This is a genomic window from Thiohalophilus sp., from assembly GCF_031581315.1.
GTDB lineage: Bacteria > Pseudomonadota > Gammaproteobacteria > UBA6429 > Thiohalophilaceae > Thiohalophilus.
On the sequence record NZ_JAVLAZ010000012.1, the window covers coordinates 20,226 to 42,478 of the forward strand.

Annotated in this window: 22 protein-coding genes, 2 tRNA genes and 1 pseudogene; 8 read left to right on the forward strand and 17 right to left on the reverse strand. The window is 57.4% G+C overall.

Features of this window, described 5'->3' with window-relative positions:
* From RI563_RS02940 to RI563_RS02950, 3 genes are all read right to left on the reverse strand, one after another.
* A partial coding sequence (locus RI563_RS02940) for a hypothetical protein (protein WP_310692852.1) occupies nt 1–301 on the reverse strand: 301 nt, incomplete at its 3' end.
* A 229-nt stretch (nt 302–530) separates the two neighbouring features.
* Nucleotides 531–606: transfer RNA gene (locus RI563_RS02945), tRNA-His, on the reverse strand.
* Nucleotides 607–991: 385 nt separating this feature from the next.
* Nucleotides 992–1,068 (reverse strand) — tRNA-Pro (locus RI563_RS02950).
* Nucleotides 1,069–1,212: 144 nt separating this feature from the next.
* Here RI563_RS02950 and folD point away from each other — a divergent pair.
* On the forward strand, nt 1,213–2,070 hold the full coding sequence (gene folD / locus RI563_RS02955) for a bifunctional methylenetetrahydrofolate dehydrogenase/methenyltetrahydrofolate cyclohydrolase FolD (protein WP_310692853.1): 858 nt from the start codon (nt 1,213–1,215) through the stop codon (nt 2,068–2,070).
* Nucleotides 2,071–2,130: 60 nt separating this feature from the next.
* Here folD and RI563_RS02960 read toward each other — a convergent pair whose 3' ends face one another.
* On the reverse strand, nt 2,131–2,763 hold the full coding sequence (locus tag RI563_RS02960) for a hypothetical protein (RefSeq protein ID WP_310692854.1): 633 nt from the start codon (nt 2,761–2,763) through the stop codon (nt 2,131–2,133).
* 54 nt (nt 2,764–2,817) lie between these two features.
* Nucleotides 2,818–4,203 carry a cysteine--tRNA ligase gene (gene cysS, locus RI563_RS02965; protein WP_310692855.1) on the reverse strand — a complete coding sequence of 462 codons (1,386 nt, stop codon included), beginning with the start codon at nt 4,201–4,203 and terminating at the stop codon, nt 2,818–2,820.
* A 163-nt stretch (nt 4,204–4,366) separates the two neighbouring features.
* On the opposite strand from cysS, the gene RI563_RS02970 reads away from it, so the two are divergent.
* From RI563_RS02970 to RI563_RS02980, 3 genes are read left to right on the forward strand one after another with little or no spacing between them, the layout of a single operon-like run.
* Complete coding sequence (locus RI563_RS02970; RefSeq protein ID WP_310692856.1) at nt 4,367–4,975, forward strand: peptidylprolyl isomerase; 609 nt, start codon at nt 4,367–4,369, stop codon at nt 4,973–4,975.
* 12 nt (nt 4,976–4,987) lie between these two features.
* Complete coding sequence (locus tag RI563_RS02975; RefSeq protein ID WP_310692857.1) at nt 4,988–5,479, forward strand: peptidylprolyl isomerase; 492 nt, start codon at nt 4,988–4,990, stop codon at nt 5,477–5,479.
* Nucleotides 5,480–5,487: 8 nt separating this feature from the next.
* Nucleotides 5,488–6,207: a UDP-2,3-diacylglucosamine diphosphatase gene (locus RI563_RS02980; RefSeq protein WP_310692858.1), complete on the forward strand. Its 720-nt coding sequence runs from the start codon at nt 5,488–5,490 to the stop codon at nt 6,205–6,207.
* Between the two features lie 264 nt (nt 6,208–6,471).
* Here the strand turns inward: RI563_RS02980 and RI563_RS02985 are convergent, their stop codons facing one another.
* From RI563_RS02985 to RI563_RS02995, 3 genes are all read right to left on the reverse strand, one after another.
* Nucleotides 6,472–7,224, reverse strand: a complete 753-nt coding sequence (locus tag RI563_RS02985; protein ID WP_310692859.1) for a hypothetical protein — start codon at nt 7,222–7,224, stop codon at nt 6,472–6,474.
* Nucleotides 7,224–8,063, reverse strand: coding sequence for a ferritin-like domain-containing protein (locus RI563_RS02990; protein ID WP_310692860.1), 840 nt, complete (start codon nt 8,061–8,063; stop codon nt 7,224–7,226). The genes RI563_RS02985 and RI563_RS02990 overlap by 1 nt, the downstream gene beginning before the upstream one ends.
* 90 nt (nt 8,064–8,153) lie before the next feature.
* A complete protein-coding gene (locus RI563_RS02995; protein ID WP_310692861.1) occupies nt 8,154–9,398 on the reverse strand; it encodes a glycerate kinase in 1,245 nt (414 codons plus the stop codon).
* A 158-nt stretch (nt 9,399–9,556) separates the two neighbouring features.
* Here RI563_RS02995 and RI563_RS03000 point away from each other — a divergent pair, with 158 nt between their 5' ends.
* Nucleotides 9,557–9,757, forward strand: coding sequence for a hypothetical protein (locus tag RI563_RS03000; protein WP_310692862.1), 201 nt, complete (start codon nt 9,557–9,559; stop codon nt 9,755–9,757).
* Nucleotides 9,758–9,817: 60 nt separating this feature from the next.
* Nucleotides 9,818–10,294 (forward strand): NUDIX hydrolase, encoded by a 477-nt coding sequence (locus tag RI563_RS03005; protein WP_310692863.1) that lies wholly within the window; start codon nt 9,818–9,820, stop codon nt 10,292–10,294.
* 529 nt (nt 10,295–10,823) lie between these two features.
* Here RI563_RS03005 and RI563_RS03010 read toward each other — a convergent pair.
* The 9 genes from RI563_RS03010 to RI563_RS03050 all read right to left on the reverse strand — a co-directional run bounded on the left by RI563_RS03010 (nt 10,824) and on the right by RI563_RS03050 (nt 20,076).
* On the reverse strand, nt 10,824–12,005 hold the full coding sequence (locus RI563_RS03010) for an O-succinylhomoserine sulfhydrylase (protein ID WP_310692864.1): 1,182 nt from the start codon (nt 12,003–12,005) through the stop codon (nt 10,824–10,826).
* 466 nt (nt 12,006–12,471) lie between these two features.
* Nucleotides 12,472–13,983, reverse strand: coding sequence for an amidophosphoribosyltransferase (purF, locus tag RI563_RS03015; RefSeq protein WP_310692865.1), 1,512 nt, complete (start codon nt 13,981–13,983; stop codon nt 12,472–12,474).
* Between the two features lie 66 nt (nt 13,984–14,049).
* Complete coding sequence (locus tag RI563_RS03020) at nt 14,050–14,541, reverse strand: CvpA family protein (RefSeq protein ID WP_310692866.1); 492 nt, start codon at nt 14,539–14,541, stop codon at nt 14,050–14,052.
* Nucleotides 14,542–14,572: 31 nt separating this feature from the next.
* On the reverse strand, nt 14,573–15,145 hold the full coding sequence (locus RI563_RS03025) for an SPOR domain-containing protein (protein WP_310692867.1): 573 nt from the start codon (nt 15,143–15,145) through the stop codon (nt 14,573–14,575).
* A 37-nt stretch (nt 15,146–15,182) separates the two neighbouring features.
* Nucleotides 15,183–16,454, reverse strand: coding sequence for a bifunctional tetrahydrofolate synthase/dihydrofolate synthase (gene folC, locus RI563_RS03030; protein WP_310692868.1), 1,272 nt, complete (start codon nt 16,452–16,454; stop codon nt 15,183–15,185).
* Between the two features lie 100 nt (nt 16,455–16,554).
* Nucleotides 16,555–17,415, reverse strand: coding sequence for an acetyl-CoA carboxylase, carboxyltransferase subunit beta (accD, locus tag RI563_RS03035; protein ID WP_310692869.1), 861 nt, complete (start codon nt 17,413–17,415; stop codon nt 16,555–16,557).
* 12 nt (nt 17,416–17,427) lie between these two features.
* Nucleotides 17,428–18,255: a tryptophan synthase subunit alpha gene (trpA, locus tag RI563_RS03040; protein ID WP_310692870.1), complete on the reverse strand. Its 828-nt coding sequence runs from the start codon at nt 18,253–18,255 to the stop codon at nt 17,428–17,430.
* Complete coding sequence (gene trpB, locus RI563_RS03045; RefSeq protein WP_310692871.1) at nt 18,252–19,463, reverse strand: tryptophan synthase subunit beta; 1,212 nt, start codon at nt 19,461–19,463, stop codon at nt 18,252–18,254. The genes trpA and trpB overlap by 4 nt, the downstream gene beginning before the upstream one ends.
* On the reverse strand, nt 19,450–20,076 hold the full coding sequence (locus tag RI563_RS03050) for a phosphoribosylanthranilate isomerase (protein ID WP_310692872.1): 627 nt from the start codon (nt 20,074–20,076) through the stop codon (nt 19,450–19,452). The genes trpB and RI563_RS03050 overlap by 14 nt, the downstream gene beginning before the upstream one ends.
* Nucleotides 20,077–20,513: 437 nt before the next feature.
* Here RI563_RS03050 and RI563_RS03055 point away from each other — a divergent pair, with 437 nt between their 5' ends.
* Entirely contained in the window at nt 20,514–21,953 is a 1,440-nt protein-coding gene (locus RI563_RS03055) for a diguanylate cyclase (protein WP_310692873.1), read from the forward strand.
* A pseudogene (locus tag RI563_RS03060) lies at nt 21,950–22,253 on the forward strand (nucleoside-binding protein); the annotation flags it as partial. The gene RI563_RS03055 and the pseudogene RI563_RS03060, both read left to right, overlap by 4 nt.

Consider the following 22,253-nt stretch of genomic DNA (forward strand, 5'->3'; position numbering starts at 1 on the left):
TGCGCTCCCAGTTCTTCTTCTGCATCTTGCGCTGCATATCACGCATTGCCTGGCGCTGTTTGTCGTCCAGATCCAGCATCATCACAGGCCCCATACCGCCCATCATGTTTCCGCCATGCATGCCATTCATCATGCCCATGCCGCCCATCATGCCACGGCCCTGCATCTGTCCCTGGTAATCATCGTCATCCATTTGTCCCATCATGCCCATACCGGAACCGCCATGCGCATTGGCAGCCAGAGAGAACGGGAAAAGCAAACAGACAATGAGTACACTTAACGGTGTTTTGCGTTGTTTCATTTGACACCTCCTGATTGGCATAACAGTACATCCTGTTATGCTCAAGGGAAGCAGTTTTACGGACTATGTCAACTTGTTCATAACTAAGTCAGGAAAAACAATCGGTTAAAACCAGCACAAAAGCGTATCGCGCGCCTACCGGGAAGATCCGGCCCCGCGATTCGAGAGGTCAAAATAAGACGCTAACAGGAAAGAAACAGGCTGCCCGAAGAGCAGCCCGCAGATCAGATGGGGTGGCTGATGGGAATCGAACCCACGACAACAGGAGCCACAATCCTGCACTCTACCAACTGAGCTACAGCCACCATAGAACAAGTATCTAGATTCTAGTTACTAGCCGCTAGAACCTGGGTATTGGCGCGCCCGGCAGGACTCGAACCTGCTACCCTCGGCTTAGCTTACCCGCTACAGCTTTCGCTGCCGGATTCCATCCGTTTGTGGTCTGGACCATCTCTTCACCGTCTCAGGTGTCGCACGTATGGCCTCTACGGATCCCGATGATTTTATCATAGCGCCCAGAGGGCGAACCACCGGTTTCCTCGGGATTGCCATCAGCCTGACCTGTTAAGGTTTCCCCGATACAGTGCGATCCACTTTGCAGGTTCCGGTTCCCTGCAAAGGCTCCTCGTTCGTCCCTCAGGACGAGCTTAAAGGCCGATGCTCTATCCAGATGAGCTACGGGCGCTGAACTGGTCGGGGAAGAGGGATTTGAACCCCCGACATCCTGCTCCCAAAGCAGGCGCGCTACCAGACTGCGCTATTCCCCGGACAAGGGCGGCGATAATACGCATACTGACGATGCAGGTCAATGAAATTGCTGCTATTTTCCGCCGCATGCTTGGCCTGACGCCGCTATCATGCGATCATAACAGGGTTTTCAATCCCAGAAACCCGAATTCGGACAGGTTTGCATGACAGCCCAGATTATCGATGGCAAGGCCCTCGCCGCCCAGCGGCGCCAGTTGGTGAAACAGCAGGTGGATGCCCGGCTGGAGGCCGAAAAACGGGCCCCCGGACTGGCTGTCATCCTGGTCGGCAATGATCCGGCCTCGGAAGTGTATGTGCGTAACAAGCGCAAGGCGTGCGAGGAGGCCGGGATCAACTCCTATGCCTATGACCTGCCAATTGATACGGAACAGGACCGCCTGCTGACCCTGATCGATGAGCTGAACGCCAATCCGGTGGTGGACGGGATTCTGGTGCAAATGCCCCTGCCCCCGCATATCGATCAGGAAACCGTCATCGAACGCATCAAGGCCGACAAGGATGTGGACGGCTTTCATCCCTATAATATCGGCCGTCTGGCGGTGCGCATGCCGGTGTTGCGCCCCTGCACCCCGCGCGGCGTCATCGCCATGCTGGAGAGCACCGGGCAGCCGGTCAAGGGCCAGGACACGCTGGTCGTTGGCGCTTCCAACCACGTCGGCCGCCCGATGGCGCTGGAGTTGTTACTGGCCGGCTCCACGGTCACGGTCTGCCACCGGTTTACCCGGGATCTGGAACAGAAGGTGCGCGAAGCCGAGATTGTCGTGGTGGCGGTCGGCAAACCGGGGGTGGTCGATGGCGACTGGGTTAAACCCGGCGCCACCGTGATCGATGTGGGGATCAACCGCACCGAGGCCGGCAAGCTGATCGGGGATGTCGATTTTGCCTCCGCCAGCCAACACGCCGCCTGGATCAGCCCGGTGCCCGGCGGAGTCGGCCCCATGACCGTGGCGATGCTACTGCAGAACACGGTCGACGCCTGTAACAACTTCCACGATCATTAAACCTTTGCGACCTATCCTGCCGGACACCGCTTTGCTATGTCCGGCCTACCTCTGTGGGACTTACTGAGGCTGAAGATACTTGCCCGGCTTCTCGGGCAAGTCAGCAAAGCAGCGACGGTAAACAGGGGTTTGCTGCAATTCGCGATCTTCCTCTGCACTGCCAAAAACCGATCCCAGATCAACCAGCAATTCTACCGGCTCACCCTCGTGTGTTCCGGTACACCGCTCCACGTTCAGTTCGCCCGAGGCATCAAAGCTGCGAAACGCGTGCAGACCCTTATTGTAGGCATGGAAACTCACCAGGGTCTGGGTCGGCGCGTTATGGTATTCGGGCAGATAGGCGGCAGTGTAATCGCGCACCACGCGCCCCTCATCATCGCGAATAAATACTTCGATCACATGCAGGTCGCCGGATTCGATTTCCCATTGTACCCGGCTGATCAGCTCGCCGTCGTGAAAATAACTTTCCTGACGATAAAATTCCGGCAGGTGGGCATAGCCACCCGTCGTGGTCTGGCGTTCAACGTCGTGCTCGTCAATCAATTGCCGATGCAGTGCCAGGGTCTGCTCCGCAAAGCGATTCCAGGTCGCGACATGCGTCTCATCTTCCTGGAGGGCTTCCTGGCTAAAGACCGGATTGCCCGATAGCAAAAAGGGTCCCACGAGCAACAATACCAGCGTTCGGATCTTCACATTGACCTCCTTGCAACGGATTCAGACAGTTGGTCGCTAGTGAACGACGGAAACTTACACACGCCGCCAGGTAGTGCCCCCGGGGCCGTCTTCGAGTATCACACCCTGGTCGTGCAGTTCATCGCGGATCCGGTCACTCTCTGCAAAGTCCTTGTTGGCACGCGCCTCGGTGCGCTGACGAATCAGCGCCTCGATGGCATCGCTGTCCGGCCCGTCGCCGGCCGCCTCGCCCTGCAAAAACGCCTGTGGCGACTGTTGCAGCAGACCGAGCAGGCCGCCGAGATATTTAAGTGTGGCGGCCGCCTGTTGCACCGCTGCCGGATCCCCCTGACGGTTAATCTCATGGGCCAGATCAAACAGGACCGACTGCGCTTCGGGCGTGTTGAAATCATCGTCCATGGCGGTGCGAAAGCGTTCGACATAGGCCGTACTGGCCGCCGCCGGTTCGATCTCCTCGTGCCCCCGCAAGGCGGTATACAACGTGGTCAATGCGCCTTTGGCATTGTCCAGATGCTGATCTGAATAATTGAGCGGGCTGCGGTAATGACTGGAGAGGATAAAATAGCGCAGCACTTCCGGCGCATACTGCTGCAGCACATCACGGATGGTGAAAAAGTTGCCCAGTGACTTGGACATTTTCTCTTCGTCCACCCGTACAAAGCCGTTATGCATCCAGACATTGACGAAGGTCTCGCCGGTTGCGGCCTCGGACTGGGCGATTTCATTTTCATGATGGGGAAACTGCAGATCCAGTCCGCCGCCATGGATATCGAAATGGTGCCCCAGACAGTGGGTGGACATGGCCGAGCACTCGATATGCCAGCCGGGGCGACCCTTGCCCCAGGGGGAGTCCCAGGCCGGCTCCTCCGGCTTGGCGGCCTTCCACAAGACAAAGTCGAGGGGATCCTGCTTGGCCTCGTCGACCGCAATGCGCTCACCGGAACGCAGATCCTCGATATGTTTGCCGGACAAACGCCCGTAGCCTTCAAACTGACTGACGTCGTAGTAAACATCGCCGTTGTCGGCCGCATAGGCATAGCCCTTCTCCACCAGAGCACCAATCATTTCGATGATCTGCTGCATATGCAGCGTCGCCCGTGGTTCCTGGTTGGGGTGTAACACGCCCAGCGCCCCGGCATCACGGTTCATCTCTTCGATATAGCGGCCGGTCAGGTTATCGATGGGCTCATGATTTTCGCTGGCGCGCTGGATAATCTTGTCGTCAATATCGGTGATATTGCGCACATAAGTGACGTGCTCGGGGCCAAACACCTCGCACAAATAGCGGTAGACCACATCGAACACCACCAGTACCCGGGCATGGCCGATGTGACACATGTCATAGACCGTCATCCCGCAGACATACATCCTGACATTGGCCGGATCGATGGGCTGGAACGCTTCCTTGCGCCGGGTCAGATTATTATGGATTTGCAGCATTGGCATCACTCGTCACAAACGCCGGCGCACCTCGCGCCAACCAGCGCGTAGGGTACCGGAATTCCCCGGCCCAGACAAAATCCACGGGCTGATTCAAGACTTTTACCGGCCGCGCAAACCCATTATTATGGCCCCTCTTGCGACAACCTTTGGGAATGCTGTTATGCGAAATATCCTGCTCTGGCTCAAACTGATTCTTCTGCTCGTCCCCGCTTCCGTCCTGGCCCAGGAATCCGCGGAATCCGCGCCGCGGGTCGAAATGCAAACCAGCATGGGCACCATCGTCCTGGAGCTCGCACCGGATAAAGCCCCCAAGACGGTTGCCAATTTTCTGCGCTATGCCGAGGACGGCTTTTACGATAACACGTTGTTTCACCGCGTGATCGACGACTTCATGATCCAGGGAGGCGGTTTTACACCCGGTTACGAACGCAAGGAAACCCGGGCACCGGTGATCAATGAAGCCGACAACGGGCTGCCAAACAAACCCGGTACCATCGCCATGGCCCGCACCATGGATCCCCATTCAGCCACGGCCCAGTTCTTTATCAATGTCGCCGACAATGAGTTTCTCAATCACCGTGGAAAAACACCCCGCAAGTACGGTTATGCCGTCTTCGGCAAGGTGGTCCAGGGCATGGATGTCGTGAACAAAATCAAGTCCGTCACAACCGGTGCCGGCGGCCCTTTTGCGCAGGATGTACCCAAAACCCCGATCATCATCCAGAAAGTCACCCTGCTCAATCCAGAGCAGCCTTCTTCGTCCAACTAACCAGGAACTCCCATGGTCAAACTGCATACCAACAAAGGCACGATTGTGCTGGAACTCAACGCCGAAAAAGCGCCTAAAACGGTTGAAAACTTTCTGAACTATGCGAAGAACGGCTTTTATGATGGAACGATTTTCCATCGTGTAATTGAAAACTTCATGGTCCAGGGTGGCGGTATGGAGCCGGGCATGCGCGAGAAAAAAACCGATGCGCCGATCCAGAACGAAGCCAACAACGGACTGAAGAACGAACGCGGCGCCATTGCCATGGCCCGCACCCCGGATCCCCATTCCGCCTCCTCCCAGTTCTTTATTAACGTTTCCAACAACGATTTTCTGAACTTTCGTTCCGAAACGGCCGAGGGCTGGGGCTATTGCGTATTCGGCAAGGTCATCGAGGGCATGGATATCGTTGATGAAATCCGCCAGGTCGAGACAGGCTCCTTCGGCCCTCACCAGGATGTGCCCAAGGAAGACATTGTGATCGAACGGGTGGAAGTCGAATAATTCCGGGTATGGCGACTCTTTTCATTTCCGATCTGCACCTCAGCGATGAACGGCCCGAGATCACCCGGCTGTTCATCGATTTCCTGCAACAGCGAGCCAGTCGCGCCGAGGCACTCTATATACTCGGCGATCTGTTCGAAGTCTGGCTGGGCGACGACATGATCCTGCCGGACTATCGGGCAGCCATCGACGCCATGCATACACTTTCGCGTCAGGTGCCGCTGTATGTCATGTACGGCAACCGGGATTTTCTCATGCGCGAGGAGTTCTGCCGCCTAAGTGGCGCCGAACTGCTGCCCGAACCGAGCACCATTGACCTCTATGGTACACCGACCCTGTTATTACACGGTGATACACTCTGCACCGACGATCAGCCCTACCAGGAATTTCGTCGCATGGTGCGTGATCCACAATGGCAGGAAGCCTTACTGGCCAAATCGCCGCAAGAGCGACTGGCGCTGGCCAGACAATACCGTGAAACCAGCAAGCTCGAGACCGGTACCAAGGATGAAGCGATCATGGACGTCAATGCCGGGGCCGTGGAACAAATGCTGCGCGATCACAACGTAGTCCAGATGATTCACGGCCATACCCATCGCCCGGCCATTCACGAGTTCGAACTGGACGGCCAGCCGACACGACGCATCGTACTGGGAGACTGGTATGAACAGGGTAGCGTGCTGGTGTGTGATGCAAGCAGCTGCCGGCTGGAAGGACTGCCGCTTTAAGAAGATTGCCGGATCCGCTGCGCTTGATCCGGCCTACTGCTGCCATTGGCAGAATAAACAATCCGCAAATAAACGCGAATAAACGCAAAATTTTGTGGCAGGGAAAATTCGCCCCCATTCACGCGACTTTCGGGCAAAAGCTCCATGGTGTTCCGACCATCTTTCGGGGAGCAATGATACCGCTGTGCTTATACCGCCCTACGTATTATTCCATTACTGATTTGCGTTTATTCGCGTTAATTTGCGGACTTACATAGAGCAACCTCAATGCCCGCCGCCGGTCACCTTGCCGGTACGCATATCCTGAACGGAGAAATGACGGTAATCCTCCGGCAGTTCGAACAACGCCGGGTCCGGTTCGTAATCTTCAGTGTAATCGACCAGTGTGCGTCCGTCGCCATCGACGCTCCACTCCTGGATCGGGAAACCGTGTTTCAGATGCCGACCGGCCGCGAAGGTACTCATGGACATGTTACAGGCATCGTGAAGATCGGCGGGAATATTATTGAAAGTCACTTTGCTGTCATTGGCCAGTATGGCTTTAAAGGCCTGCATGGCATTGACCACATCAGGCATCAGCCCCTTGACAGCCACCACGTCATAACAGACCTCGCCATTGGCGAAGAACTGATAATGCATCGGCGTCATCCCCTGAATTTGTGGCGCATCATCCAGCGTCCCCAGGTTGCGTTCTTCCAGTTCCAGCTCCATCGGCGGATCCAGTTCAACCTCCTGGCTTTTCAGTGACATCACAGTGCGATCATCGTCATTGACACTGTAGATGGTATCGGTATCCCGGTTAAACAGGATAAAACTGGTGGAGCCTTCACCGTCATCGAAGCGCATGAACTTGTTGGTGACAATCAGTCGGGTTGGATAGGGTTTGACATATTGTTCGTGTTCCATGAAATCAATCTTGACCGACGTCTGTTTACCCGGGTCCGGTTCTGAAGTGTCACACCCCCCCAGCAACGTCAACGCTACCAGGCTCATAATTACGGCTTTGTACTGCAACATCATCCTGCCCCTTCGATATAATCCAGTTCAGCTTCGGAAAAACCGGCTTGCAGGCGTGAGGCCCTGTCCAGCGGCCCCCGGCCACCCGCCGGCATGTATTGATTGAATAATTCCCGGAATGTCGCTTCCGGCGCCAGTCCACGCTGTTCACACAAATAACGAAACCAGCGCGAGCCGATGGCGACATGTCCGACTTCGTCGCGTTGAATGATCCGTAACAGATCCACGGCGTTATCATCGCCGCTTTGTTCCAGCTTGCGCATGATTCCCGGTGTCACATCCAGTCCCCTCGCTTCCAGCACCCGTGGCACCAGCGCCATGCGTACCAGCGGATCATGGGCCGTTTGCAGACACATCTCCCATAATCCGTTGTGCGCCGGAAAATCGCCATAGTCATAGCCCAGGTGACGCAGATGATCGCGCAGCAGGCTGAAATGATACGCCTCCTCGCGCGCCACCTTGATCCAGTCCGTGTAATAGTCCCCTGGCAAATCACGGAAACGGTACACCGCGTCCCAGGCCAGGTTAATGGCATTGAATTCGATATGACAAATAGAGTGGATCAGCGCCGCCCGACCCGCCTCACTGGCTGTACTACGGGCCGGCAGATCCCGCGGCGCCACCAGCTCCGGCCGCCCGGGACGCCCCGGCTCGGACAGGCACACCGCTTCCCCACTCGACTCGCACGACAATTCCCCCGCCTGCCAGGTCGCTGACACCACCCGCGTCTGCTGCAGTTTGGTATCGGGATCACAGGCGCGCAGACAGGTTTCGGCCTCATCAAAAACAGAGGGCCGAGGGACGAGGGACGAGTTACGAGGCGTATCCGGCTGGTTCATAGCGATATTGTAACAGCCTGCCTCGATCGGGAAAGAACACAGAAGGAAAACAAGTCAAAACCGACCCGAGTAAACTCGCCTCGTCCCTCGTCACTCGTCCCTCGGCCCTGTTTTGATAGCGATAACCAGATCCATGACATTGGTCCCGGTCGGGCCGGTGGAGATCAGTGCCCCGGCCTCGGCCAGAAAGGTCCCGCTGTCGGCCCGATCCAGCGCGCCGGCGGCACCGCCGGGGTAGTCGGAGGCCTGTCGCACGGTGGTGCCGTCGATAATCGCCCCGGCATCGTTACCGGGCCCGTCACTGCCATCGGTGGCGCCGCATAACACGCTGATGCCCGGCTCCCCGCCCAGCGCCTTGGCCAGGCTCAATGCCAGGTGCTGGTTGCGCCCGCCACGGCCCGGCTGCGGGGGTAATTCCAGGGTGGGCTCACCGCCCCAGACATAGACCCCCGCTCCTGCCGAGCGCAGGAACCCGGCCAGCCCTGAGGCCACCTCGGCGACCGGGCCATAGTGGGGTGGCAGGATTGTCACCGCTATATCCCGGGCCCGGGCCGCCTCAGCGACCGCCTCACAGGCGTCCTGGTTGCTGGCAACAATCTGCGGTTCCACAGCCGGCAACACCGCCCGGCCGGGGGGACAATCGGCGCTGTGGGCCAGCAGGGTAGTTAGCCAGCCGGGGAGATTCGAGGGGAGAGGATCCCGGTCCGGCGTCAGCAGTCCCGAACCGATTACGGCCGGGTCATCACCGCGCACATCGGAAATCATCAGATTGAGTACCGGCCGCTCGCCCAGATAGTTCACCAGCTTGCCCCCCTTGAGACAGGACAGGGCCTTGCGCACCCGGTTCATGTCGGCGATGTTGAGACCGCTGCCCAGCAGCCAGGTATTGACCTGCCGCAGGTCCGCCAGACTCACCCCTGGCGGCAATACCTCCAGCAGTGCCGAGGTGCCCCCGGAGATCAGACTCAGCAAGGGCATGGCGGGCGGCAGCTGCGCCACAAAGTCCAGCAATCGCTGACCGGCCTGCAGACTGGACTCATCGGGCAGCGGGTGACCGGCTTCCAGGCATTGCCAGCATGGCGGCAAACCGGTCTCGCGATAACCGTGTTTGGTAACCAGCAGTCCCTGATCGATCCGTTGGCCGAGAACCGCCTGTGCACCCCGGGCCATGGCCGGGGCCGCCTTGCCACAGGCCATCACAGCCACCGGTGTGTCGGCCTGCCAGTTGCTCTGGCTCAGATAACGGCGGGTCACCGTTTCGCCGGCGACGGCCTTGAGGCCCGCCTGATAGAGCGACAATAACAGGGCGCGGGGATCGATAGCGGAGTGTGGCATGGGCTGACACCATACCCGTTTTATCGTGGGGGTCAATAAATGGGGTGTAGCGCTGGCATCGGGGCAAAATGGTGCTAGGCTGAAATTATTGCCAACCCTGCCGCCCGTTAACGCGGCGTACGGTTTTTTCATGGAACGAAACCAGCGAGGACTTTCCCATGCTTCCCAAACCGGTTTACGAAGTTTTGCCCTATTTTTATGTCTGCGGCGGAATCGCGGCCATGTTACTGCTGGACAGCATCATGTCCTTTGTCTGCGGTCTGCTGATGAGCGTCACCGGTGTGCTGGTATTGTGGCTGCGGCGAAATCATCGTCAACCTGCCCGGCTATTGCTGGAACAGGAGTGGCAGGCCGAATAGCCCCCGCGGGACACGGCAATCTGATAAGCTCTTCGCAGCAGACACTGCAGAGAGTTTTTTATGTCCTCTTACCCCCAGGTGGCGGTCGGTGCGGTCGTTCGTCGTGGCACGGCCGTATTACTGATTCAACGAGGTACCGAACCCAATGCCGGCCAGTGGACAATCCCGGGCGGTAAAGTCCATGCCGGCGAAACCCTGCAACAGGCCGCGGAACGGGAAATCAGGGAGGAAACCGGGATTCACATCCGGGCCGGTGAACCGGTCTTCAGTTTCGATGTCATTGATCGGGATAACAAGGGTGAACTGCGTTATCACTATGTCATCGTGGATTTGCTGGCCGAATATCTCGACGGGGAGCCACAGGCCGACGACGACGCGCTCGACGCCGCCTGGATCGAGCCGGAAACCCTGGCCCGGCTCGATGTTAATGCCACAACCCGGCAGCTTCTGGCCAGGCTGGAAGACGTCCCGGCGTCACAGGAGAGTGATGATCAAAAGGCCAACCAGCGCAACCGATATCCCGAGCGAAACCAGTAAGCCCCGCTTGTTAAGTTCGCGGGGATAATTGGCTTCGAACGTCTCATCCTGCTTGATCTCGGCAGACTCTTGAGGCTGCTCAGTATGTTCTTCATTGATCATCAACGAATGATTATCCGTAAAAGTATAAGGTTTCATACAGCATCCCTCTGGTTCGAGTCCATTCAGCATCATCCTGATGGATACCTTGATTCTAGCAGCGCCAGTGAAGGGATGATTGTCAGCCTTTTCTGAAAATCATGTAGGACAATTCTTACAACCGGGAATCGCGATATCTTGTGCGAAAACCTCCTTTTTTAATGCTCTGAAAATAACGCGGAGGACGCAGAGGCGCAAAGACGCGGAGGTGAAAATAATTGGTCATCATGATGGCTTCGTTTAGTAAATCCCAGCCAGGGTCTCATTTTGAAAAACAAACCGGTTGGCAAACACTACATATCTCTAACTATCTCAAGACATAAAGAATTTTCTCTGCGACTCCGCGCCTCTGCGCCCTCCGCGTTAATAACACTCATTTCAGAATAGTCGTTTATCGCAGGCCCCGTTCGAGGTCGGTAATGATGTCGCCGACGTTTTCCAGTCCGACGGCGACCCGCACCAGTCCGGGTGTGATACCGGACTCGGCGCGCTGTTCGTCGCTGAGCCTTCCGTGCGTGGTTGTTGCCGGATGGGTGATAGTGCTTTTAGCATCCCCCAGGTTGGCGGTAATGGACAACAGGCGGGTGTTGTCGATCAGTTTCCAGGCCGCCTCCTGCCCGCCTTTCACTTCAAAAGCCAGCACGCCGCCATAACCGCTTTGTTGACGACTGGCCAGTTCATGCTGCGGGTGATCCGGTAACCCGGCATAAAATACCTGGCTCACATTGGGATGTTGTTGCAGATACTCGGCCAGCTGCTGGGCATTGTCACTGTGCGCTTTCATGCGTACGTTGAGCGTCTCCAGCCCCTTGAGAAACACCCAGGCATTGAACGGACTGAGCGTCGGGCCGGCGCTGCGTAAAAAACCATACACCTCTTCGCCCACCCGCTTGTTGTCACCCACAACGGCACCGCCAATACAACGTCCCTGTCCATCGATATATTTAGTTGCCGAATGGATCACGATATCGGCGCCGAGCTTCAGCGGCTGTTGCAGCACCGGCGTGCAAAAACAGTTATCCACCACCAGCAGACAATCATGCGCATGGGCCAGATCGGCCAGCGCCCGGATATCGGCTACTTCGGTCAGTGGATTGGAGGGTGTTTCAAGAAACAGCATTTTTGTTTCCGGTCGGATCGCGTTTTCCCATGCTGCAATATCCGTTAACGGGACATAACTGGTTGCGATACCTGTCTTGCTGAGATATTTATCAAACAGCACGACACTGGTACCGAAGATCGAGCGCGAAGAGACAATATGATCGTCCTGTTGTAGCAGCGCCAGACAGGTGCTGAGGATCGCTGACATACCCGAGGAGGTCGCCACACAGGACTCCCCGCCTTCCATCGCGGCCAGACGTTGTTCAAAGGTCCGTACTGTCGGGTTGGTAAACCGCGAATAGATATTTCCCGGCGACTCCCCCTTGAAGCGCGCCGCGGCCTCGGCGGCACTGCCGAACACATAGCTGGAAGTGGCAAAGATCGGTTCCGAATGCTCGTTTTCCGCCGTGCGTACCTGCCCGGCCCGCACCGCCAGCGTCTCCACCGCCCACTCGTCATCAAAATCCGTCATCGTTGTTCCTCAGTATTGTTCGATAAAAATTCTTTCTCTCGCCAGGACGCCAAGGCGCAGAGAGCAACTATTATCCTTTGCGGGCTTTGCAGCTCTGCGAGAGATTATTTTACCTCGCCGTCAACAAAAACCACCTCGAGCGCAGGCCACGCTGGCAATAACCTGCGTGACATTTCGTAGATAAATATGTCAGGTAGCGCATCGGCGCAGCCTGACCTACTGTACTCGAAAAAACTCTATCTCTCGCCAAGACGCAAAGGCGCGGAGAAGAAATATTATTCCTTGCGGCTTTGCGTCTTGGCGAGAGATTTATTTTTACTCCGCCGATAACAAAAAACCCGCCAAGCTGTTCAAGCCAAAGCGGGTCCGCGCTCGCTTTAGCCGGATTTATTACGCGCCCGCAAGTTGAGTTAAATCGGCGCGATAAAATTTATCATAGGTCAGCCTCAATGCGGCGTCAAGTCGCTTACACCGAGTTGCGGATTTCCACTACTTCACCGTCGGCGCTGGAGTCCTGACTGCGCGCCTTGTCATTCCTCAGTGATTCAATATGCTGCAGGTAAGCTTCACTGACATCACCGGTCACATAGGTACCATCGAAGACCGAGGTGTCAAATTGTTTCAGACTCGGCACTTTTTTCTTCACCGCCTCGATCAGATCGGACAGGTCCTGATAGATCAGTTTGTCGGCACCAATTGCCTGGGCTATTTGTTTCTCGTCACGACCATGACCAATCAGTTCATCCGCAGCGGGCATGTCGATCCCGTAGACATTGGGATACCGCACCGGTGGCGCGGCTGAAGCAAAATAGACCTTGTTGGCGCCGGCTTCGCGCGCCATCTGGATGATCTGTTGTGAAGTAGTACCACGCACGATGGAGTCATCCACCAGCAGGACATTCTTGCCACGAAACTCCAGCTCGATGGCATTGAGTTTCTGGCGTACCGATTTCTTGCGCTGTTTCTGCCCGGGCATGATAAAGGTGCGGCCGATATAGCGGTTCTTGATAAAGCCCTCGCTGTATTTGACCCCCAGCGTATAGGACAATTGCAGCGCGGAGGTGCGGCTGGTATCGGGAATCGGCAGGACCACGTCGATATCATGATCCGGCCATTCACGCATAATCTTGCGTGCCAGATAATCCCCCATACGCAGGCGTGCCTTGTACACCGACACACCGTCGATAATGGAATCGGGACGGGCAAAGTAGACGTGCTCGAAAATACAGGGCGATAGCTTGCTCTGGTCGGCGCACTGACGGGTATGGGGGGTGCCGTCGGCGTCAATGTAAATTGCCTCGCCCGGTTCGAGATCGCGAACCAGCTCGAATCCGAGCACGTCGATCGCCACGCTCTCGGAGGCAATCATGTATTCGGTGCCCTTGTCGGTATGCCGTTTGCCGAACGCCACCGGCCGGATACCGTAGGGATCGCGAAAGGCAAAAATGCCCCGCCCGGTGATCATCCCCACCACCGCGTAGGCTCCCTGACAACGCCGGTGCACGGCACTGACTGCGGCAAAAATATCATCGGGGCTCAGAGTGAGCGTGCCCTGGTTCTGTAGCTCGTGCGCGAAAACGTTGAGCAGAATCTCCGAATCCGAATTGGTGTTGATGTGCCGTCGATCCGACAGGAACAGATCCCGCTTTAGCTCCTTGGCATTGGTCAGATTGCCGTTGTGCGCCAGGGCAATACCAAACGGCGAATTAACATAAAAAGGTTGCGCCTCGGCCGAGCTGGCACAGCCGGCAGTCGGATAGCGTACATGGCCGATGCCCATATTGCCCGGCAGACGCAGCATGTGCCGGGTATGAAACACATCGCGTACCAGGCCGTTGTCCTTGCGCATATACATTCGATCGTTTTCGCAGGTCATAATACCCGCCGCATCCTGACCGCGGTGTTGCAATACCGTCAGGCCGTCATACAGCGCCTGATTGACCGCCTGCTTTGCCACGATGCCAATAATTCCGCACATTCCACACTACCCTTTTTGTTACTTGTGTAACCGGGTTACACAGTCAAAGTATAGTTCCACCGCCGGTCATTCAAACCGGAAATTGTCGCCAATCGAGTCCGGCAACAGGCTTTGAATCCCTTCGGCAATTGCCTGAAAACGGAACAGAAAAAACGACTCGTCCCACCAGGGTTCCCTGGGCAAGGTTGTCAGCCCCGCCATCAGGACCAGTATCGAGACAATCACCACGCCGCGTCCGAACCCGAACAACAGGCCCAGAAACCGATCCATTTTGGTCAATCCGGTACGATACACCAGTTTGACCGCGAAAAAATTCACCACACCCGAAACGATCAGGGACAGAATAAATAGCCCGACAAAGGCCGCAATCAATCTGAACGTCGGATCCTCGAAAGTATTGGTCAATAACCCGGCCAGCCCGGTCGCGAAGGTCAGCGAGACCCAGAACGCCAGAATCCAGCCTGCCAGCGACAACGCCTCGCGCACAAAACCGCGTAACAGACTGATGAACGTGGAAATCACCAGGATTCCCAGAATCGCGTAATCGACGCCCAGCATCAGAGTGCCGCGTATTTCGCTTCAGATGCCATCATGGATGCGCGACCACCAGACCTTCGAGCTTGAGTTTGGCCTGCAACGCCTGTTGCAGTTCCTCGGCCTTGCTGCGTCGCACTTCCGGCCCGACACGGACCCGATAAATCGGGCCATTGTCGGTGGACACTTTTTCAACAAAGGTGCTGTAACCCTGATCGCGCAGTTTCTCTCGCAATCCCAGCGCATTACTCTGTTTACTGAAACTGCCAACCTGCACGGCCCACGCCTTCTTGTCGACGGCCGGTTCATTGACTTGAGCTTCGGAACGGGATTCGGTTTCCGCCCTGTTGTCCCCGGTGCCGGTTGAAGGTGCCGTCTCTGACGACGGCGGTGTATGCTCATCCACGGGGCTGCGACGAACCGGTTCGGCAGGCGGCGGCGCTGCAGGCGGTTCGATATCGAGGGTTTTCACCCGATCCACATGCTCGGGTTTGGCCGGGATATTGGATTCCACAATGGACATGTCCCCATCCCGATCGCCGCTGAGCAACATGGGGATGAAGATGACAGCCAGGGCGACCAGTACGATGGCCCCAACGATGCGTTGCTTGAGCTGATTTTCGTCCACGACACTCCCGACACAGGGCACTGGAAACAGGGACGTATTATAGGGTCTGGGAGAGGCCCTCCGCCACCGTATAAAAGGATCCGAACACCACAATACGATCGCCGGACGCGGCGACGCTGCGGGCCTGTTTCAGGGCCTGTGACATATCGCTGCAGGGCGTCACAGACACCGCGCCCAGTTCACGCAGGATCGCCTCCAGTCGGGCCGCGGAAGCCGCCCGCGGCACCTCCGGCAAGGCCACGGGAAACCAGCCGGCAATCTGCGCCAGGATCGGCTGCAGCGCGCCGTGCAGATCCTTGTCCCCCATCATGCCGACAATGGCCCAGTTACGCCCCGCCACCGGTTCCGTCACCAGGGCCCGGGCCAGTTGTTCGACGCCGTCGGGATTGTGGGCCACATCCAGCAGCAGAGGCGGATCACCCGGGATAGTCTGCAAACGCCCGGACAAGACCATCTGCGCCAGGCCGGCTTCGATCTGGGACCGGTCGAGCGAGAAACGTTCGCGCAGCAGCGACACCACCATCAACGCCCCCGCCAGGTTGCGATACTGGTGTTCTCCCCCCAGGACCGGGCGCGGCAAATCGGCCAGGCTCTGTCGGGGCAGCGTCGTGCGCTGCCAGTCCCAGCTGTCGCCGTGCAACCGGTAATCAAATTCGCGGCCCAGCTGGTACAGTGGGGCCCCCAGCTTGTCGGCCCGATCGGCAATCGCCGCCGGCGGGCGTGGATCGCTGCACACCACCGGCCCGCCGGGGCGCATGATCCCGGCCTTTTCGCCGGCAATCGTCTCGCGATCCTCCCCCAGCCAGGCGGTATGATCGATACCGATGGCGGTGATCAGCGCCACATCGGGATCGACGATATTGACCGCATCCAGCCGGCCGCCAAGGCCCACTTCCAGCAGTACGATTTCCGGCGTGACATCGGCGAAGATACGCAGCGCCGCCAGCGTGCCGAATTCAAAATAGGTCAGTGAGATGTCATCCCGGGCCTGATCCACCCGCTCAAACGCCTCGACCAGCGCCGTATCACTCACTGGCTCGCCATCGAGCCGAATCCGCTCGTTGTAACGAAGCAAATGCGGTGACGTATACGCGCCAACCCGGTAGCCCCCGGCGCGCAGCATCGCCTCCAGCGCCGCAATACTCGAACCCTTGCCGTTGGTCCCGGCCACCGTGACCACGGTAAACGGCAAAGGCTCCGGACATAGACGCGAGAACACCTCCCCGACCCGCGCCAGTCCCAGCTCGATCTCGGCCGGATGCAGGCTTTCCTGCCAGTGGAGCCATTCCGAAAGGGTTTTAAAACGCATACGAGGGTGGGTTCCGAAAGTATGACGCCCGCCTGAACAGGGGCTAGGTCCTAGGGGCTAGGGGCTAGGTCCTAGAAACTAGCCCCTGGAACCTAGACACTTATAAGGAGGGTTGTTGAGTCAGCATGGCCAGCACGTTGGCGAGGCGGTCGCGCATTTCGCGACGATCGATAATCATGTCGATGGCGCCATGTTCGAGCAGGAATTCACTGCGCTGGAAGCCCTCGGGCAGAGTCTCGCGCACGGTCTGTTCGATGACGCGCGGGCCGGCAAAACCGATCAGGGCGTTGGGCTCGGCGGCGTTGATATCCCCGAGCATGGCCAGGCTGGCGGAGACGCCCCCCATGGTGGGATCGGTCATGACCGAGACAAAGGGAATGCCTTTTTTGCTCATGCGGGCCAGCGCGGCGCTGGTCTTGGCCATCTGCATCAGCGAGAACAGCGCCTCCTGCATACGCGCCCCGCCACTGGCGGAGAAACAGACCAGCGGCATGTTGTGCTCGATACAGGTATTGACCGCACGGACAAAGCGCTCACCAACGACCGAGCCCATGGACCCGCCCATAAACTTGAATTCAAAGGCCGCAGCCACCACCGGCATGCCTTTGAGCGTCCCCTGCATGGCCACCAGCGCATCGGTTTCATCAGTAGCGCGCTGGGCCTGGAGCAGCCGGTCCTTGTATTTTTTAATGTCACGGAACTTGAGCGCATCGACCGGCTTGAGACTGGCCGCAATCTCCTCGCGGCCCGCTTCGTCCAGAAACTGTTCCAGCCGGCGGCGGGCACTGATACGCATGTGGTGATCACATTTGGGACAGACATCCAGATTACGTTCCATCTCGGCGCGGTAGAGCACGGCGCCACAGGCCTGGCATTTGCTCCACAATCCTTCGGGGACGGTTTTGCGATTGCCGCCTTCGGTGCGGATCCGGGTGGGTAATAACTTGCTAAACCAGTTCATCGATGAACAACCTTAAGTCTTGTTGGTAACGCCCTGGCGGGCATCCATCGCCCGACGCATCTCGCCCAGCAATGTCGTGACAGCCGTTATGATCTTGTCGGCCGAGGTGACATTTTCTTCTATTTTACGCACCAGCGCACTGCCCACCACGACACCATCGGCCTCGGCGGCCACGGCAGCGGCGGATTCGGCATCTTTTATGCCAAAGCCTACTCCTACCGGCAGCGCTGTCAACGCATGAATCGCCGAAACGCGATCCCCGACCGCTTTGGTGTCAATATTGGCCGCGCCGGTGACGCCCTTGAGCGAGACATAATAGATAAACCCGCTGCTGGCCCGGCTGACCACCGCCATCCGTTCGGGGTCGGTCGTCGGCGAGATCAAAAAGATCCGATCGATATCATGCGCCTGCAGGGTGCGGATGTAATCCTCCCCCTCTTCCGGCGGCAGATCCACGGTCAGAACCCCGTCGATGCCCGCACCGGCCGCCTCGTCGGCGAACCGATCGTACCCTTTGACCTCGATGGGATTGAGATAGCCCATCAGCACCACCGGCGTCCGATCATCCTGCTCGCGGAAGGTACGCACCATGTCGAGCACGTCATCCAGGGTTACGTCATGGGTCAGGGCCCGTTCCATGGCTTTTTGGATCACCGGCCCCTCGGCCATGGGATCGGAAAAGGGCACCCCCAGCTCAATGATATCGGCCCCCGCCTTCACCATGGCATGCATCAGCGCCACGGTCTGATCCGGGGCGGGATCGCCGGCCGTCACATACGGAATCAAAACCTTGCGCCCGGCCTCTCGGGCAGCCGCAAAACAACCGGCGATACGACTCATAATTCGATCCCCTGATGGGTCGCGACCGTGTGGATATCCTTGTCACCCCGTCCGGAGAGATTCAGCACAATGATCTGGTCCTTGCCCATCGTTGGAGCCAGTTTGGTGACATAGGCCAGCGCATGGCTCGATTCCAGGGCCGGCAGAATGCCCTCAATCCGCGTCAGATCGTGAAAGGCCTGCAGGGCCTCGTCGTCGTTGACCGCGACATACTGGGCCCGTCCCGAGTCCTTCAGCCAGGCGTGCTCGGGACCGACACCCGGGTAATCGAGACCGGCGGAGACCGAATGGGTGTGGACGATCTGGCCGTGGGCATCTTCCATCAGGTAGGTGCGATTGCCGTGCAATACGCCCGCCTTGCCAGCGCTCAACGGTGCCGCGTGCTGGCCGGTCTCCAGGCCGAAGCCCGCCGCCTCGACGCCGTACATCTCGACCGATTCATCATCGATAAACGGATAGAACAGGCCGATGGCATTGGAGCCGCCGCCCACACAGGCCACCAGCGCGTCGGGCAGGCGCCCCTCCTGGGCCAGGATCTGCTCGCGGGATTCGCGACCGATGATCGCCTGAAAATCGCGCACCATGGCGGGATACGGGTGCGGGCCGGCCACGGTGCCAATAATATAGAAGGTGTTGTCGACGTTGGTCACCCAGTCGCGCATCGCCTCGTTCAGCGCGTCTTTCAGCGTGCGGGAGCCCGACTCCACCGGTACCACCTGGGCACCCAGCAGTTTCATGCGATAGACGTTCATCGACTGGCGCTGCATGTCCTCGGCACCCATATAGACCACGCACTCCAGCCCCAGCCGGGCCGCCACGGTGGCGGTGGCCACGCCGTGCTGGCCGGCGCCGGTCTCGGCGATAATCCGGGTCTTGCCCATGTGCCGGGCCAGCAGGGCCTGACCGACCGTGTTGTTAATCTTGTGCGCCCCGGTGTGATTGAGGTCCTCGCGCTTGAGATAGATGCGTGCCCCGCCGAGTTTTTCGCTCCAGCGCCGGGCGTAATAGAGGGGGCTGGGCCGGCCGACATACTGGCGCAATTCGTCGTCCAGCTCGGCCTGAAAATCGGCATCCGCCATGTAACGGTCGTAGGCCTCGCGCAGCTCTTCCAGCGGTCCCATGAGGGTCTCGGCTACAAATCGGCCCCCGTATGGGCCGAAATGGCCGCGGGCGTCCGGATAGTGATATTTGGGTTTATTCTCTGCCAACGCGATCAACCTCTGCGATAAAAGATCGGATTTTATAAGCGTCCTTGATGCCCTTCTGGGATTCCACCCCGCCACTGACATCCACGCCATAGGGTCGGGCGGTGATCACCGCCTCGGCAACATTTTCCGGGGTCAGTCCCCCCGCCAGAACTACCGGCGTGGTCAGGTGGGCCGGGACCCGCCGCCAGTCAAATCTGTCGCCCGTGCCCCCCGGTACGCCGGCCTGGTAGGTATCCAGCAGTAGCCCGGCCGCATCATGATACTCTCGCGCCGCGCCCAGAACATCCGCCTCTTCCCGCATGCGCAGGGCCTTGATGTAGGGACGAGCGTAATAGCGACATGCCTCGGGCGATTCGTCACCGTGAAACTGCAGTATATCCAACGGCAACGCCGTCAGTACCTGCCGGACCGTTGCCTCCTCTGCATCGACAAACAGTCCCACCGTCGTCACAAACGGCGGCAGCGCAGTGACGATCTCCCGGGCCTGATCAATCTCCACCGCCCGCGGACTGGCCGGATAAAACACCAGCCCGATGGCATCGGCACCCGCCTGGGCGGCGGCAATGGCATCCTGCGGCCGGGTAATGCCGCAGATCTTGACCCGGGTTCGCATCGCTATGGATTGTCCTGTAAAGCGTCGGACTCACAAGCCAGACATGTACAAAGGTTATTGATTTTACAGGTACTTAGTGTTGACCTGCAAGGAAAAGGCCATGCCGCCCGGCAGCTCAATTTAAAGCAGAACCCGCAAACCGCTGTTGTGTTTACCTTGAAGATCGACACCATGCCCGCAAGTTCGTTCATTGCATTCAGTCCCCGGGATTCAACAAGTTTTAACAGCAGCCCCTCATTCAATAACTTCAGACGTTAATAGGGCAATCGCTGCCTGGTGGTATACGGCATGGCATTAATCTCACTGGTTCAAAACCGACCTGATATACAAATGATAAGCGGACCTGTTGGACAGCCATAAAGCAGGCTGTTTATACTCACGCCTGTTTTACACACCAATTCATTTTATTCCCTACCGAATAAATAAGGCTTTAGGCTGTGCAATATAAGAAACCTTACCTGACTGCCACCCTGGCCGTGCTTCTGGTGGTCGCGTTTCTTGCGACCAGTATCATCAGTTATTTCATATCGCATGATTCGCTCCGGGACCAGATATCAGAAGAAGCCCTGCCGTTAACCAGCGACAACATCTATTCTGAGATCGAACGCGATCTTCTGCGGTCCATTCTGATTTCCTCATTAATGGCACATGATACTTTCGTACGTGACTGGGCCATCTCCGAAGAAGAGAAACAGGACCCTATATTGCGTTATCTGAAAGAAATACAAAACCGTTACGACATCACCACAGCCTTTTACATCTCTGAACGCACTCATAACTATTATCACCCCAGCGGGGTTATCAAAACTATATCGGAAAACGACCCTGATGATCAGTGGTACTTTCGAACCAAAGAGATTAACGAGCCTTACGAAATCAACCTCGATTTCGACACAGCGGATCGAGGCCGCTTGAGTATCTTCATCAACTACCGGGTAACCGATTACAACGGCAATTTTATTGGCGTGACGGGTATAGGATTATCGGTCGATCGCGTTGCCCAACTTATCGAAAATTACCAGCAACGTTACAACCGCGAAATCTATTTCATTAATCGCCGTGGCGAAGTGACTGTACGGGGCAGCCAATACGAGGGCGCTGACAGCCTGCAGAAACGCGATGGAATGAGCCGCATTGCCACACTCATCCTGGCCAACCCGAGCGCTTCAGCAAGCTATCAGACTTCCAGTGGCGAAACGGTTTATGTCAATAGCCGGCTGGTGCCGGAACTGGACTGGTATCTTATCGTCGAACAGGCCGAATCCGCTGCCGATTCCCGCGTCCTCGATGCCTTGCTGGCCAATATTTTCATTGCCCTGCTCATTACCGCACTGGTGCTGATGATTGCCTGGATCACGTTCCGACGTCACCAGAAGCGGCTCGAGGAAATGGCCACCACTGACAAATTGACTGGTGCCGCCAACCGTCATGTATTCGAGCTTATTTATAATCATGATATCCCCGCAGCCCGCCGGGGCAACAACCCGGTCACGCTAACCTGCCTTGATATCGATAACTTCAAGATCCTCAATGACTCTTACGGGCATCAGTGTGGCGATAATATTTTGCGCAGTTTCACCGAAATTGTCCGTAACCATATTCGTGCCTCGGATACATTATGTCGCTGGGGTGGCGATGAGTTTGTAATTCTGATGAACGGTTTTGACAAACAGAAAACTCAACAGCGAGCTGAAATGATCCGTGAAGACATAGAAAATCATCTGTTCCGTTGCGACGGAGAATATGTCAACGTCACGATCAGTGTTGGCGTGGCGGAATACCAGAACGATGATTCGTTAACGGATTTGTTCAAACGGGCAGACGCCGCGCTTTACACCTCTAAAAAAGAGGGACGCAACCGGGTCTCTACAACATGAGCAGATACCGCCTGATTGCCGTCGCTTTTATCGCGGCGATCACTGTGACGGAACATAGTCCTGCCATGCAGTGGCAAACCACCGAGCTGCACTACCAGCGGGGCACACTGGCCGCTCCCGTGTTTGCCGGCAGCGCCCGCAGCGACACGGATATATTGACTCTGCAACATGCCAGTGGCTGGAAATTCGGTGATCTTTTCCTGTTTGCCGATTATCTGGATGATCGTCATGCCGATGACTTTAACGATGATGACATCTACAGCGAACTGTATATCAACTTCAGTCTGAAAAAACTGACGG

What these genes read in the sequence shown, in the direction of transcription:
- folD (WP_310692853.1), top strand. Translation starts at nt 1,213, where the DNA reads ATGACAGCCCAGATTATCGATGGCAAGGCCCTCGCCGCCCAGCGGCGC.
- cysS (WP_310692855.1), bottom strand. Translation starts at nt 4,203, where the DNA reads ATGCTGCAAATCCATAATAATCTGACCCGGCGCAAGGAAGCGTTCCAG.
- RI563_RS02970 (WP_310692856.1), top strand. Translation starts at nt 4,367, where the DNA reads ATGCGAAATATCCTGCTCTGGCTCAAACTGATTCTTCTGCTCGTCCCC.
- RI563_RS02975 (WP_310692857.1), top strand. Translation starts at nt 4,988, where the DNA reads ATGGTCAAACTGCATACCAACAAAGGCACGATTGTGCTGGAACTCAAC.
- RI563_RS02980 (WP_310692858.1), top strand. Translation starts at nt 5,488, where the DNA reads ATGGCGACTCTTTTCATTTCCGATCTGCACCTCAGCGATGAACGGCCC.
- RI563_RS02985 (WP_310692859.1), bottom strand. Translation starts at nt 7,224, where the DNA reads ATGTTGCAGTACAAAGCCGTAATTATGAGCCTGGTAGCGTTGACGTTG.
- RI563_RS02990 (WP_310692860.1), bottom strand. Translation starts at nt 8,063, where the DNA reads ATGAACCAGCCGGATACGCCTCGTAACTCGTCCCTCGTCCCTCGGCCC.
- RI563_RS02995 (WP_310692861.1), bottom strand. Translation starts at nt 9,398, where the DNA reads ATGCCACACTCCGCTATCGATCCCCGCGCCCTGTTATTGTCGCTCTAT.
- RI563_RS03000 (WP_310692862.1), top strand. Translation starts at nt 9,557, where the DNA reads ATGCTTCCCAAACCGGTTTACGAAGTTTTGCCCTATTTTTATGTCTGC.
- RI563_RS03005 (WP_310692863.1), top strand. Translation starts at nt 9,818, where the DNA reads ATGTCCTCTTACCCCCAGGTGGCGGTCGGTGCGGTCGTTCGTCGTGGC.
- RI563_RS03010 (WP_310692864.1), bottom strand. Translation starts at nt 12,005, where the DNA reads ATGACGGATTTTGATGACGAGTGGGCGGTGGAGACGCTGGCGGTGCGG.
- purF (WP_310692865.1), bottom strand. Translation starts at nt 13,983, where the DNA reads ATGTGCGGAATTATTGGCATCGTGGCAAAGCAGGCGGTCAATCAGGCG.
- RI563_RS03020 (WP_310692866.1), bottom strand. Translation starts at nt 14,541, where the DNA reads ATGCTGGGCGTCGATTACGCGATTCTGGGAATCCTGGTGATTTCCACG.
- folC (WP_310692868.1), bottom strand. Translation starts at nt 16,454, where the DNA reads ATGCGTTTTAAAACCCTTTCGGAATGGCTCCACTGGCAGGAAAGCCTG.
- accD (WP_310692869.1), bottom strand. Translation starts at nt 17,415, where the DNA reads ATGAACTGGTTTAGCAAGTTATTACCCACCCGGATCCGCACCGAAGGC.
- trpA (WP_310692870.1), bottom strand. Translation starts at nt 18,255, where the DNA reads ATGAGTCGTATCGCCGGTTGTTTTGCGGCTGCCCGAGAGGCCGGGCGC.
- RI563_RS03050 (WP_310692872.1), bottom strand. Translation starts at nt 20,076, where the DNA reads ATGCGAACCCGGGTCAAGATCTGCGGCATTACCCGGCCGCAGGATGCC.